Source organism: Roseibium sediminicola, assembly GCF_023156505.1.
GTDB lineage: Bacteria > Pseudomonadota > Alphaproteobacteria > Rhizobiales > Stappiaceae > Roseibium > Roseibium sediminicola.
On the sequence record NZ_JALNMJ010000002.1, the window covers coordinates 112,020 to 126,036 of the forward strand.

The 14,017-nt window shown below is 61.9% G+C and carries 12 protein-coding genes; all 12 read left to right on the forward strand.

The features are described from left to right. Window positions 1-6 precede the first annotated feature (6 nt). Entirely contained in the window at window positions 7-1,308 is a 1,302-nt protein-coding gene (nuoF, locus tag M0H32_RS03540) for an NADH-quinone oxidoreductase subunit NuoF (protein ID WP_248150760.1), read from the forward strand. A 26-nt stretch (window positions 1,309-1,334) separates the two neighbouring features. Next, entirely contained in the window at window positions 1,335-3,398 is a 2,064-nt protein-coding gene (gene nuoG / locus M0H32_RS03545; protein WP_248150762.1) for an NADH-quinone oxidoreductase subunit NuoG, read from the forward strand. A gap of 16 nt (window positions 3,399-3,414) precedes the next feature. Next, window positions 3,415-4,476 (forward strand): NADH-quinone oxidoreductase subunit NuoH, encoded by a 1,062-nt coding sequence (gene nuoH / locus M0H32_RS03550; RefSeq protein WP_248150764.1) that lies wholly within the window; start codon window positions 3,415-3,417, stop codon window positions 4,474-4,476. Further along, complete coding sequence (locus M0H32_RS03555) at window positions 4,473-4,709, forward strand: hypothetical protein (RefSeq protein ID WP_248150766.1); 237 nt, start codon at window positions 4,473-4,475, stop codon at window positions 4,707-4,709. The genes nuoH and M0H32_RS03555 overlap by 4 nt, the downstream gene beginning before the upstream one ends. 20 nt (window positions 4,710-4,729) lie before the next feature. Continuing rightward, window positions 4,730-5,218 carry an NADH-quinone oxidoreductase subunit NuoI gene (nuoI, locus tag M0H32_RS03560; protein ID WP_094070941.1) on the forward strand — a complete coding sequence of 163 codons (489 nt, stop codon included), beginning with the start codon at window positions 4,730-4,732 and terminating at the stop codon, window positions 5,216-5,218. An 86-nt stretch (window positions 5,219-5,304) separates the two neighbouring features. Beyond that, window positions 5,305-5,937, forward strand: coding sequence for an NADH-quinone oxidoreductase subunit J (locus M0H32_RS03565; protein WP_248150768.1), 633 nt, complete (start codon window positions 5,305-5,307; stop codon window positions 5,935-5,937). Window positions 5,938-6,030: 93 nt separating this feature from the next. Next, window positions 6,031-6,339, forward strand: a complete 309-nt coding sequence (nuoK, locus tag M0H32_RS03570; RefSeq protein WP_094070939.1) for an NADH-quinone oxidoreductase subunit NuoK — start codon at window positions 6,031-6,033, stop codon at window positions 6,337-6,339. Between the two features lie 6 nt (window positions 6,340-6,345). After that, window positions 6,346-8,361: an NADH-quinone oxidoreductase subunit L gene (nuoL, locus tag M0H32_RS03575; protein WP_248150770.1), complete on the forward strand. Its 2,016-nt coding sequence runs from the start codon at window positions 6,346-6,348 to the stop codon at window positions 8,359-8,361. After that, the gene (locus tag M0H32_RS03580) at window positions 8,361-9,923 is read left to right on the forward strand and encodes an NADH-quinone oxidoreductase subunit M (RefSeq protein WP_248150772.1); all 1,563 of its coding nucleotides are present in this window, start codon (window positions 8,361-8,363) and stop codon (window positions 9,921-9,923) included. The genes nuoL and M0H32_RS03580 overlap by 1 nt, the downstream gene beginning before the upstream one ends. 23 nt (window positions 9,924-9,946) lie before the next feature. Further along, window positions 9,947-11,386 carry an NADH-quinone oxidoreductase subunit NuoN gene (gene nuoN / locus M0H32_RS03585; protein WP_248150774.1) on the forward strand — a complete coding sequence of 480 codons (1,440 nt, stop codon included), beginning with the start codon at window positions 9,947-9,949 and terminating at the stop codon, window positions 11,384-11,386. 8 nt (window positions 11,387-11,394) lie between these two features. Further along, window positions 11,395-12,168, forward strand: a complete 774-nt coding sequence (locus M0H32_RS03590; protein WP_248150776.1) for a biotin--[acetyl-CoA-carboxylase] ligase — start codon at window positions 11,395-11,397, stop codon at window positions 12,166-12,168. Between the two features lie 45 nt (window positions 12,169-12,213). Beyond that, window positions 12,214-13,893, forward strand: coding sequence for a ribonuclease J (locus M0H32_RS03595; protein ID WP_248150778.1), 1,680 nt, complete (start codon window positions 12,214-12,216; stop codon window positions 13,891-13,893). Window positions 13,894-14,017: the final 124 nt, after the last annotated feature.

Genomic DNA, 14,017 nt, shown 5'->3' on the forward strand with positions numbered 1-14,017 from the left:
GAAGAGATGCTGAAGGATCAGGATCGGATCTTCACCAATATCTACGGTCTGCATGACTGGGGCCTGGAAGGCGCGAAAAAGCGCGGCCAGTGGGACAACACCAAGGCACTGCTCGACAAGGGCCGTGACTGGATCGTCCAGGAAATGAAGGACAGCGGATTGCGCGGCCGTGGCGGCGCGGGCTTCCCGACTGGCCTGAAATGGTCGTTCATGCCCAGGGAATCCGACGGCCGGCCGGCTTATCTGGTCGTCAACGCCGACGAATCCGAGCCGGGCACCTGCAAGGACCGCGAGATCCTGCGCCATGACCCGCACACGCTGGTCGAGGGCTGCCTCGTTGCCGGCTTCGCCATGGGGGCGATCGCCGCCTACATCTATGTGCGCGGCGAGTTCATCCGCGAGCGCGAGCGCCTGCAGGCGGCCATCGACCAGGCCTATGACGCCGGTCTGATCGGCAAGAACAACAAGAACGGCTACGATTTCGACATCTACGTTCACCACGGTGCCGGCGCATATATCTGCGGTGAGGAAACCGCGCTGCTGGAAAGCCTGGAGGGCAAGAAGGGCCAACCGCGCCTGAAACCGCCGTTCCCGGCGAATGTCGGCCTCTATGGTTGCCCGACCACGGTGAACAACGTGGAATCGATTGCGGTGGCGCCGACCATCCTGCGCCGTGGCGCTGCGTGGTTCTCGGCACTTGGCCGTCCGAACAACACCGGCACCAAGCTTTTCTGCGTCTCCGGTCACGTCAACAAGCCGGCGACTTTCGAGGAAGAGCTCGGCGTGCCGTTTGACGAGATGATCGACAAGCATTGCGGCGGCATTCGCGGCGGCTGGGACAATCTCCTGGCTGTGATCCCAGGCGGGTCCTCCGTGCCGTGCTGCACGGCGGAGCAGATCAAGGAAGCGCCGATGGATTTCGACACGCTGCGCGGTCTCGGCTCCGGCCTCGGTACCGCGGCGGTGATCGTCATGGACAAGTCCACCGACGTCATCAAGGCGATCGCGCGGCTCAGCTACTTCTACAAGCACGAAAGCTGCGGCCAGTGCACGCCGTGCCGCGAAGGCACGGGCTGGATGTGGCGCGTGATGGAGCGCATGGTCAAAGGCGAGTCCTCCTATGAGGAAATCGACATGCTGTTCAAGGTGACCAAGCAGGTCGAGGGTCACACAATCTGTGCGCTCGGGGACGCGGCCGCCTGGCCGATCCAGGGTTTGATCAAGAATTTCCGGCCTGTCATCGAGCAACGCATCGATGACTATGTCGCCAAGTCGAAGTCCTCTTCGACCATGGTGGCGGCTGAGTAAGCGGAACGGGATTTGGAGAGCAACGGATGACGAAGCTCATCATCGACGGCAACGAAGTGGATGTCCCGGCGGACTACACGCTGCTTCAGGCCTGTGAAGAGGCGGGCGCCGAGGTTCCGCGGTTTTGTTACCACGACCGGCTGTCGATTGCCGGCAACTGCCGCATGTGCCTGGTGGAAGTGAAGGGCGGACCGCCCAAGCCGACCGCCTCCTGCGCCATGGGCGTGAAGGATCTGCGTCCGGGCCCGAACGGCGAGCCGCCGGTGGTCGAGACCAAGTCCGAAATGGTCAAGAAGGCCCGCGAGGGGGTGATGGAGTTCCTGCTCATCAACCACCCGCTGGATTGCCCGATCTGCGACCAGGGCGGCGAGTGCGACCTTCAGGACCAGGCGATGGCCTATGGCGTCGACGGCTCCCGTTTCCACGAGAACAAGCGCGCGGTCGAGAACAAGGAAATCGGCCCGCTGATCAAGACGATCATGACGCGCTGCATTCACTGCACCCGCTGCGTCCGCTTTACAACGGAAGTCTGCGGCGTCACCGATATGGGCCTGATCAGCCGCGGCGAAGACGCCGAGATCACCACTTATCTCGACGCGGCACTGTCTTCCGAAATGCAGGGCAACGTTGCCGACCTCTGCCCGGTCGGCGCCCTGACCCACAAGCCTTATGAATTCCATGCCCGTCCGTGGGAACTGACCAAGACCGAAAGCGTCGACGTGATGGACGCGGTTGGCTCGGCGATCCGCGTCGACAGCCGCGGCAAGGAAGTCATGCGCGTGATGCCGCGCCTCAATGAAGAGGTCAACGAGGAGTGGATCTCCGACAAGTCCCGCTACATCTGGGACGGTCTGAAGACCCAGCGCCTTGACAGGCCATACGCCAAGAAAGACGGCAAGCTGCAGCCGGTCTCCTGGGGCGAAGCCTTCCAGATCATCGCCGACAAGGTGAAGGCAAGCTCCGCCGACAAGATCGGCGCGCTCGCCGGTCAGATGGCCGGTGTGGAGGACATGTTTGCGCTGAAAAGCCTGATGGAAAAACTCGGAGTCGCCAACATCGACAGCCGTTTCCCGCGCTCGCCGCTGCATCCGAAAAACGGCCGCGCCAGCTATCTCTTCAATTCCACCATCCAGGGGATCGAAGAGGCCGACGCGATTATGCTGATCGGCTCCAACCCGCGCCAGGAAGCGCCGGTGCTCAACGCCCGTATCCGCAAGCGCTGGACGCGTGGCGATCTGCAAATCGGCCTGATCGGCGAAAACGCCGACCTGACCTATCCGGTGACCTATCTCGGCGCCGGTCCGGACAGCCTGAAACAGTTTATCGACCACGCGCCGGCCAAGGCGGAGCGGCCGATGTTCATCATCGGCCAGGGCGCGCTGAACCGTCCGGATGGTGCCGAAGTTCTGGCGACCATCGCCGCCGCCGCCAAGACGCTCGGCGTGATCAAGGACGGCTGGAACGGTTTCAACATTCTGCATACCGAGGCTTCTCAGGTCGGCGCACTCGACCTCGGCTTCGTGCCGGGCGAGGGCGGCAAGGACACCGGCGCCATGCTGGAGCCGGGCGCTCTTGATGTCCTGTTCCTGCTGGGCGTCGACGAGGTCGAGGTTCCGGAAGGCGCATTTGTCGTCTACCAGGGCACCCATGGCGACCGTGGCGCGCATCGCGCCGACGTGATCCTGCCGGGCGCCGCCTATACCGAAAAATCCGCGATCTACGTCAACACGGAAGGCCGCGTTCAGATGGCCGACCGGGCAGCGTTCCCTCCGGGCGAAGCGCGCGAAGATTGGGCGATCCTGCGGGCGCTGTCCGCCGTGCTCGGCCAGACGCTGGAATTCGACTCGCTCAGCCAGTTGCGTGCCAAACTGTTCGAGGCCGTGCCGCTGATGACCGGCATCGACGCGATCGAGGCCGGCGACGCGGCCGACATCGAAAAGCTCGCCAATGCGAAAGCCAAGATGGACAGCGCCGGCTTTGCCAACGTGATCCGTGATTTCTATCTGACCAACCCGATCGCCCGCGCCTCCAAGGTGATGGCCGAGTGTTCGGCGCTCGCGAAGACGCGGGCGGCAGAAGCAGCAGAATAAGGGGCAGGGGACCGAAATGGTTGAGTTCTTTACGACGACCTATCTGGGGCAATTCCTCCTGATGGCGCTGCAGAGCGTGGTCATGATGGTCGTGCTCCTGGTGATCGTCGCCTATATTCTCTATGCCGACCGCAAGATCTGGGCGGCCGTGCAGATCCGCCGCGGTCCGAACGTGGTCGGTCCCTGGGGTCTGCTGCAGAGTTTCGCCGACCTTTTGAAATTCGTGCTGAAAGAGCCGGTCATTCCGGCCGGGTCCAACAAGGTGCTGTTCCTGCTGGCGCCGCTGGTCTCCGTTCTGCTGGCCCTGGCGGCCTGGGCGGTTATCCCGGTCGCCGACGGCTGGGTGATCTCAAACATCAATATCGGCGTCCTGTTCGTCTTTGCGGTGTCGTCGCTCGAAGTCTACGGCGTCATCATCGGCGGCTGGGCCTCGAACTCGAAATACCCGTTCCTGTCGGCTCTGCGCTCCGCCGCGCAGATGGTCTCCTACGAGGTCTCCATCGGCTTTGTGATCGTGACCGTGCTGCTGTGTGCAGGCACGCTGAACCTTTCCGGCATCGTCTACGCCCAACAGACAGGGCTTGCCACCTGGCTCGGCGTGCCGTGGCTTTCGTTCCTGAACTGGTACTGGCTGCCGCTGTTCCCGATGTTCGTGGTGTTCTTTGTGTCCGCGCTGGCGGAAACCAACCGTCCGCCGTTCGATCTGGCGGAAGCGGAATCGGAACTGGTTGCCGGCTTCATGGTCGAATACGGTTCGACCCCGTACATGATGTTCATGCTCGGGGAATATGTCGCCATCTGCCTGATGTGCGCCCTGATGACGATCTTCTTCATGGGGGGATGGCTGCCGCCGTTCGACTTCGCGCCCTTCACCTGGGTACCGGGCATTGTCTGGTTCCTGCTGAAGTGTTTCCTGGGCTTCTTCATGTTCGCGATGGTGAAGGCCATGGTGCCGCGTTACCGCTATGACCAGCTGATGCGCCTGGGCTGGAAAGTGTTCCTGCCGCTGTCGCTGGGCATGGTCGTGGTTGTCGCCGCCGTCCTGATGATCATGGGCTGGGCACCGGGCGCGGCGTGAGCGTCTCGCTCGCCGGTGTGATCGGCGCCGCCGTCGGCCTCTATATGGGCTGGCTCGACTGGAAGATCCTGAAGGGCATGCTTCAGGCGGCGGAAACGAAGAACAGACAGGCTGGCGGTGACGGTGGCGCCGCGGCCAGGTACAGGGCGCTCTGGAGCGCACTGATTTTTGGAGTTCCGGTGATCGGCTTCCCGGTCATTGGCTATTTGGCCGGCAGCATGCTGGCCGGTTGAGGAAAGAGAGGCAAAAAGCGATGGGACTTAGTCAAGCCGTCAAATCGCTGTTCCTGCAGGAGTTCGTGTCCGCCTTCATTCTGGCGATGCGCTACTTCTTCAAGCCGAAGCCTACGGTCAACTATCCGTTTGAAAAAGGACCGGTGAGCCCGCGCTTCCGCGGCGAGCACGCTTTGCGCCGCTATCCGAACGGTGAAGAACGCTGCATCGCCTGCAAGCTGTGCGAGGCCATCTGCCCGGCGCAGGCGATCACCATCGAGGCCGGTCCGCGCCGCAATGACGGCACGCGCCGGACCACGCGGTACGACATCGACATGGTCAAATGCATCTATTGCGGCTTCTGCCAGGAAGCCTGTCCGGTGGACGCGATCGTCGAGGGACCGAATTTCGAATTCGCGACGGAAACCCGCGAGGAGCTTTACTACGACAAGGAAAAGCTGCTTGCGAACGGTGACCGCTGGGAACGCGAAATTGCCCGCAACATTGAAATGGACGCTCCTTACCGCTAGGAGCTAACCGCAATCTGGTTTGCCCGGCAATCCGGCCGGGCCCCGCACTTCCGGCCGCAAGGCCACACGACAGACAGGTCTTTGCAATGATCCTGAATGCTCTCTTCTTCTACCTGTTTGCCGGCGTCACATTGGCGTCTGCATTCATGGTGATCGCGTCCCGCAACCCGGTGACGTCGGTCCTGTTCCTGATCCTGGCGTTCGTGAATTCCGCGGGTCTGTTCATTCTGCTCGGGGCCGAATATCTGGCCCTGCTTCTGGTGGTCGTCTATGTCGGCGCCGTCGCGGTGCTGTTCCTGTTCGTGGTCATGATGCTGGACGTCGACTTCGTCGAGCTGCGGCAGGGCTTCCTGCAATATCTGCCGGTCGGCAGCCTGGTCGGCCTCATCTTGCTGGTCGAGCTGCTGATGGGTCTCGGGGCCTGGATCATCGCACCCGGCGTCCTGGGACACGGAGCTGAACCGACACCGGCGATTGCAGGGGTGCCGGGCGCCGAGGGGGTCACGAACATCCAGGCGATCGGCTCGATCCTCTACACCAAATACATCTATTTCTTCCAGGTCGCTGGCCTGGTTCTTCTGGTGGCCATGATCGGGGCGATTGTCCTGACCCTGCGCCACAAGCCGAATGTCAAACGTCAAAGCATTCCGGAACAGGTTGCGCGCAATCGCGAAACCGCCATTGAGGTCCGGAAAGTGGAGAGTGGCAAGGGTATCTGACGCGAAGGCGTCATTCGATAAAGTCCGGTCGCATGCACGCTCCTCCGTGCGGTGACCGGTTGGGGTAAACGAGGGGAGCACGGCGAGGCGCCCATGGAAATCGGTCTGTCGCACTATCTGTCGGTCGCGGCGATCCTGTTCACGATCGGGATCTTCGGGATCTTTCTGAACCGGAAAAACGTGATTGTCATTCTGATGTCGATCGAGCTGCTGCTGCTCTCGGTCAATATCAACTTTGTCGCCTTTTCGTCGTTCCTCGGCGACATGATGGGCCAGGTCTTCACCATGCTGGTGCTGACCGTGGCGGCGGCTGAAGCGGCCATCGGCCTCGCAATCCTGGTGGTGTTCCACCGGAACCGCGGCTCCATCGCCGTGGAAGACGTCAACGTGATGAAAGGGTAGGGACTGATGTATTCCGCAATTCTGTTCCTGCCGCTGATCGGCTTCCTGATTGCCGGCCTGTTTGGCCGCGCCATCGGTGCCAAGGCCTGTGAATATATCACCAGCGGGTTTCTCATCCTGGCGGCGCTGCTGTCCTGGATCGCCTTTTTCGGTTTCTGGCTCGGTGGATCGGAACTCCAGATCGTCGATCTGTTCCGCTGGATCGACGCCGGCGACCTGAAGGTCTCCTGGGCCATCCGCGTCGATACGCTGACCGCCGTGATGCTGATCGTGGTCACCACGGTTTCCGCGCTGGTGCATGTCTATTCCATCGGTTACATGCATCACGACCCGCACCGGCCGCGCTTCTTTGCCTATCTGTCGCTGTTCACCTTCGCCATGCTGTCGCTGGTAACGGCCGACAACCTGCTGCAGATGTTCTTCGGCTGGGAAGGCGTGGGTCTTGCGTCTTATCTTCTGATCGGTTTCTGGTATCAGAAGCCCTCCGCCAATGCGGCCGCGATCAAGGCCTTTGTCGTCAACCGTGTCGGTGACTTCGGCTTCGCGCTCGGCATCTTCGGCGTCTTCTTCCTGTTCGACAGCATCGAGTTCAACACCATCTTCAACGATGCGCCGTCCTTCATCCAGGGACATGAGGAGGTCATGACCTTCCTCGGCTACCATCTGGATCCGCATGCGGCGATGACGATTGTCTGCTTGTTGCTCTTCATGGGGGCCATGGGCAAGTCGGCGCAGTTCCTGCTGCACACCTGGCTGCCGGACGCAATGGAAGGCCCGACGCCGGTCTCCGCTCTGATCCACGCCGCAACCATGGTGACCGCGGGTGTCTTCATGGTGGCGCGTCTGTCGCCGCTGATGGAGCTGTCCCACACCGCGCTGACCGTGATCGTCTTCTTCGGCGCCACCACGGCCTTCTTCGCCGCGACCGTTGGTCTCGTGCAGAACGACATCAAGCGCGTGATCGCCTATTCGACCTGTTCCCAGCTCGGCTACATGTTCGTCGCGCTCGGGGTCGGGGCCTATTCGATTGGCATCTTCCACCTGTTCACGCACGCCTTCTTCAAGGCGCTCCTGTTCCTTTGCGCCGGCTCCGTCATTCACGCGGTTTCCGACGAGCAGGACATGCGCAAGATGGGCGGTCTTCGGAAACATATTCCGATCACCTACTGGACGATGATGATCGGCACGCTGGCTCTGACCGGTGTCGGCATTCCGTTCACCCATATCGGTTTTGCCGGCTTCATCTCCAAGGACGCCATCATCGAGGCGGCCTTCGGCGGCTCGATGGGCGAACACGCCAACCCGATGGCCCTATACGGCTTCTGGCTGACCGTGATCGCCGCCGCTCTGACCTCGTTCTATTCCTGGCGCCTGACCTTCATGACGTTCCACGGCAAGCCGCGCGCTTCGGTGGATGTCATGAAACATGTCCATGAATCGCCGCTGGTGATGACCGTGCCGCTGTTCGTGCTGTCGATCGGTGCCGTTCTCGCGGGCATGGTCTTCTACGGCTCGTTCTACGGCGAAGGCTACGACGCGTTCTGGAACACCGGGGTAACCGGCGCGATGCCGTCCATGGAAAACAGCCACGTTCTCCATGCCATGCACGAGGTGCCGGCCTGGGTGAAGGTCTCGCCGTTCGTCATGATGGTGCTCGGCTTCCTGGTGGCCTACCAGTTCTACATCCGCTCGCCGGAAATGCCGAAGCAGCTGGCGGAGCGCCATTCCGGCCTCTACCAGTTCCTGCTCAACAAATGGTATTTCGACGAGCTCTACGATTTCATCTTTGTCCGGCCTGCCCAGTGGCTCGGCCGCGCGCTCTGGAAGAAGGGCGACGGCACCGTGATTGACGGCTTCGGCCCGAACGGCGTTGCCGCGCGCGTCCAGAACGTCACGTCCTGGGTCGTCCGACTGCAGACCGGATATCTCTACCACTATGCATTTGCGATGCTGATCGGGGTGGCTCTCTTGATCACCTGGTCGATGTTCACCGGTGCGGGCACCGGCGGGGGTGCACACTAATGATTGACTGGCCAATTCTGTCACTCACAACCTTCTTGCCGCTGCTCGGGGTGCTGTTCATCCTGCTGGTTCCCGGCAATGACGAGGGCAGCAAGAAAAACATCCGCATGGTCGCCCTTGTGACCACGTCGGTGACCTTCCTGCTGTCGCTGTTCATCTGGGGCAATTTCGACTACGCCAATCCGGGCTTCCAGTTCCTGGAGGAAAAGGACTGGCTGCCGAGCGGCATCGCCGCGCATCTCGGCGTCGAGGACATCAAGTATCGCATGGGCGTTGACGGCATTTCCGTGCTGTTCGTGATCCTGACCACCTTCCTGATGCCTTTCTGTATCCTGGCCTCCTGGGAAAGCATCCAGAAGCGCGTCAAGGAATACATGATCGCCTTCCTGGTGCTGGAAACGCTGATGATCGGCGTCTTCTGCGCCCTCGACCTGGTGGTGTTCTACGTCTTCTTCGAGGCCGGCCTGATCCCGATGTTCCTGATCATCGGCGTCTGGGGCGGTGCCCGCAGGGTCTACGCTTCCTACAAGTTCTTCCTCTACACGCTGCTCGGCTCGGTGCTGATGCTGATCGCGATCATGGCGATGTACTGGACGGCCAAGACCTCCAATATTGCCGACCTTGTTGCCAGCAACGCGTTTCCGCCGGAAATGCAGACCTGGCTCTGGATCGCCTTCTTCGCCAGCTTCGCGGTGAAGATGCCGATGTGGCCGGTGCATACCTGGTTGCCGGATGCGCACGTGGAAGCGCCCACGGCGGGGTCCGTGATCCTGGCCGGCATTCTGCTGAAGCTCGGCGGCTATGGCTTCCTGCGCTTTTCGCTGCCGATGTTCCCGGTCGCGTCCGACATGTTCGCGCCGATGATCTACACGCTCTCCATTGTGGCGATCATCTACACCTCGCTGGTGGCGCTGGCGCAGGAGGACATCAAGAAACTGATCGCCTATTCGTCCGTGGCGCATATGGGCTATGTCACCATGGGCATCTTCACGATGACCGAGCAGGGCGTCCAGGGCGGCATCTTCCAGATGCTTTCGCACGGCATCGTGTCCGGCGCGCTGTTCCTGTGTGTCGGCGTGATCTACGACCGGATGCACACCCGAGAGATCGCCGCCTATGGCGGCCTGGTCAACCGGATGCCGAAATACGCGGTTGCGTTCCTGATCTTCACCATGGCCAATGTGGGCCTGCCGGGCACTTCAGGCTTCGTCGGTGAAATCCTGACGCTGATGGGCGCGTTCCAGGTCAACACCTGGGTGGCGTTCTTCGCGACCACCGGCGTGATCCTGTCGGCGGCCTATGCGCTCTACCTTTATCGCCGCGTCGTCTTCGGCGCGCTGGAGAAGGAAAGCCTGAAGTCGATGCTCGACCTGAATCTCCGGGAAAAGGCCATCCTGCTGCCAATGGTGGTGCTGACGATCTTCTTCGGCTTCTACCCGATGGCGATCCTGGATGTGACCCAGGGCGCCGTCGACAATCTCATCACCCATTACACTGCGGCGCTTGACGCAGCCGGGGTCACCCAGCACGCCGCGACGGCCGCCGCCGCGGCCGCCCACTAAGGTTTCGAGGACGAGACAGAGCCATGTCAGACATGACCCAACTGCCAGATCTCATGCCGGTTCTGCCGGAGATCATCCTGGCCCTCGGAGCGATGGTGCTGCTGATGATCGGTGCCTTTGGGGGCAAGGGCGTCAGCTACGCGGTGTTCGGCGGTGCCATGGGGCTTCTCGGCGGCACCTTCCTGGTGCTGCTGTTTGTGCCGTCCTATGGCGAGACCTTTGGCGGATCCTTCGTTCTTGACGATTTCGCCTATCTCCTGAAACTCCTGGTGCTGGCGGGCTCGTTCTTTGCCATCGCCATGTCCTGGGCCTATGCCAAGAGCCAGTCCTTCGACCATTTCGAGTATCCGATCCTGATCGTGCTGGCGACGCTCGGCATGATGCTGATGCTGTCGGCCAACGACATGATCGCGCTGTATCTTGGCCTCGAGCTGCAGAGCCTGTCTCTCTATGTGGTCGCCGCGATCAACCGGGACAGCGTGCGCTCGACGGAAGCGGGCCTGAAATACTTCGTCCTCGGCGCGCTGTCCTCCGGCATGCTGCTCTACGGCATGTCGCTGGTCTACGGCTTCTCCGGCCAGATCGCCTTTTCCGGCATTGCCGAGGCGCTCACCCACGAAGGCGCATCCATTGGTCTCGTGATCGGTCTGACCTTCATCCTGGCCGGTCTTGCTTTCAAGATCTCGGCCGTGCCGTTCCACATGTGGACGCCGGATGTCTATGAAGGCGCGCCGACCCCGGTCACCGCCTTCCTGGCCGCCGCGCCGAAAGTGGCCGCCATGGGCATGCTGGTGCGCATCGTGATCGAGGCGTTCCAGCCGGTCACCAGCGAGTGGCAGCAGATCGTCGTCTTTGTCTCGATTGCCTCCATGGCACTCGGCGCCTTTGCCGCGATCGGCCAGCGCAACCTGAAGCGGCTGATGGCCTATTCCTCGATCGGTCACATGGGTTATGCCCTGGTCGGTCTGGCGGCCGGAACGCAGACGGGTGTCGAAGGTGTGATCTTCTACATGATCGCCTATCTCGGCATGACCCTCGGCGTCTTCGCCTGCATCCTTTCCATGCGCCGCAAGGACGGCATGGTCGAGGAAATCAGCGATCTCGCGGGTCTCTCACAGACAAACCTGCCGATGGCGATCCTGCTGGGCCTCTTGATGTTCTCGCTTGCCGGCATTCCGCCGCTGGTCGGTTTCTTCGGCAAGTGGTACGTCTTTGTCGCCGCCGTCGAGGCCGGTCTTTATCCGCTCGCCGTGATCGGTGTGCTGATGTCGGTGGTCGGTGCCTATTATTACCTCCGGATCGTCAAGATCATGTTCTTCGACGAACCGGTCGAAGCCTTCGAGCGCATGCCGATGGAGCTGAAGGTCGTGCTCGGGCTGTCCAGCCTGTTCGTGATCTTCTTCTGGCTGGCGCCGGGACAGGTGGTGACTGCCGCCAGTGCGGCAGCGGCATCGCTGTTCTGACCAGCGGCATGACAGGTGGAAATCAGCAACGTCCGGCGCCCGGTGCGCCGGACTTTCGCTTTGAAGAGCATGTCAGCGTTGGCTCGACCAACACGCTGTGTTTCGAACGCGCCAACCACGGCGATGCCGGGCGGCTGTGGATCCGGGCGGACGAACAGACCGAAGGAAGGGGCAGGCGCGGCCGCGACTGGTCGTCTCCGGGTGGAAATCTTTTTACCAGCCTGCTTCTGATCGATCCCCAGCCTGCCGAGCGGATCGGCGAATTGCCCTTGGTGGCGGCTGTCGCCCTGGCCGAAGCCGTTGACAAAGCGGCCGGCACACTGCAACTGGTACAGTTGAAATGGCCAAACGACCTGCTGGTCGACGGCGCCAAGCTCTCCGGTATCCTCTTGGAGGCCGAAACGCTTGCCGACGGCAGGCGGGCGGTGGTCATCGGCTTCGGCGTGAATTGCGTATCTCATCCGGAGCTGACGCTTTATCAGGCAACGGACCTGAGAAGCCTTGGGTTTCAGGTGGGCGCGGACAGGTTGTTTGAGTGTCTTTCCGCGAGCCTTGCCGACAAACTGGCGCTGTGGGCGCAACCAGACGGTTTTGAGACCATCCGCAGGGGCTGGCTGAAACGCGCGGCCCATCTGGGCAGGCGGATCACGGTCAGGACAGCCCAGGAAGAATTGAACGGCATCTTTGCCGACTTGGATGCGCGCGGCCACCTGGTCTTGAAACAGGACGATGGCCGCACGCGCACCCTTTACGCGGGCGACGTGTTTTTACCCAGTGCATGACACTGCGGGGCGCATCGCCTGTGCGCATGCTTAAAGGAGCAATCTATGGCTTCGGCCAAAACAACTGACAAAGATATCGTCTTTCTGCCGCTCGGCGGTGTCGGCGAAATCGGCATGAATCTTGGCCTTTACGGCTATGGACCCGAAACCGACCGCACCTGGCTGATCGTCGATTGCGGCGTGAGTTTCGCAGGTCCCGACCTGCCGGGAATCGACGTGGTCGTCCCGGACATCAAGTTCCTGGAAGACGAGATCGACAACATTGCCGGCATGGTGATCACCCATGCCCATGAAGACCATTACGGCGCGATCCTGCATCTGTGGCCCTATCTGAAGGTTCCGGTCTATGCGACCGCCTTCACCGCCGGCTTGCTGGCCGCCAAGGCCGAAAGCGAACCGGGCGCCGAAGAGGTTCCCGTCACCGTCGTACGCCAGGGCGAGCGGCACAAGATCGGTCCGTTCGACGTCGAATTCGTCGCCATGGCCCATTCCATTCCCGAACCCTGTGCCCTGGCGATCCGAACGCCGGCGGGCATGGTGCTGCACACCGGTGACTGGAAGATCGATCCGACACCGGGTGTCGGCAAGCCCATCGACATGGACCGGCTGGCGGAGCTTGGCCGGGAAGGGGTGATGGCGCTGGTCTGCGACAGCACCAACGCGGTGCGCGACGGCGTCAGCCCGAGCGAAAAGGATGTGGCGGAAGAATTGAAGAAGGTGATGGCTGGCGCCAAGCACCGGATCGCCGTCACCACCTTTGCCTCGAACGTTGCCCGCATCCGGGCAATCGCGGAAGCTGCCGCCGCCAACGACCGGGACGTTGTAGTGGTCGGGCGCTCGATGCACCGGGTGATCGAGGTCGCCGGCGAACTGGAATATCTCGAGGGCTTGCCCCAGTTCCGCGACGAAGAGGCCTATGGCTACCTGCCGCGGGAAAAGACCGTGTTGCTGTGCACCGGCTCGCAAGGCGAAGCCCGTGCGGCGCTGGCTCGGATTGCTGCGGGCGACCATCGCAACATAGCCCTTTCCAAGGGCGACATGGTGATCTTCTCTTCGCGCACCATTCCGGGCAACGAGAAGGAAGTCGGCGCGGTCATGAACAACCTGGCCGACAAGGATGTCGAGATCATCACCGACCGGGACGCGCTGGTGCATGTGTCCGGCCACCCGCGCCGCGGCGAGCTGGAACAGCTCTACAAGCTGATCCAGCCGAAGGTCGTGCTGCCCGTGCATGGCGAACCGCTGCATCTGGGAGCGCATGCCGCATTCGCCAAGGCTCAGGGCGTTCCGGAAGTCGTACGCGGCAGGAACGGCGATATCATCCGCCTGACCGCCGGCAAGGCCGGCATCATCGATGAAGCCCCTTCCGGCATCATGGTGAAGGACGGCGACATCCTCGACGACCCGGAAGTGACCGGTGTCAAGGAACGGCGCAAATTGTCCTATGCCGGCGCTGCCGTCATTGCGCTGGTCGTCAACCGGGCAGGGGACCTGCTCACCGATCCCCTGATCACGTTGCTTGGCCTGCCCGACACAGACGATGACGGCGAGCCGATGGAGGACGTCGTCGCCAAGGCCGTGATCGGTGCGGTGACGAGCATCCCGAAGGCCCGGCGCAAGAACAAGGATCTTGTTGGCGAAGCCGCCCGGCGCGCCGCCCGCTCCGAGATCCTGGAGGTGTGGGGCAAAAAGACGCTCTGCAAGGTGATGGTGACCCAACTATAGTCCTTATAGGCCTCTACACAGCCAGGACCGGCTGCGGTAAAACCACGAAGGTTCATTCGGAGGCGGATCGTGAGGTCCGCCGCGAAGGATCGGCCGCCTGTTGCGGAATGCGTGCCGATCCTGC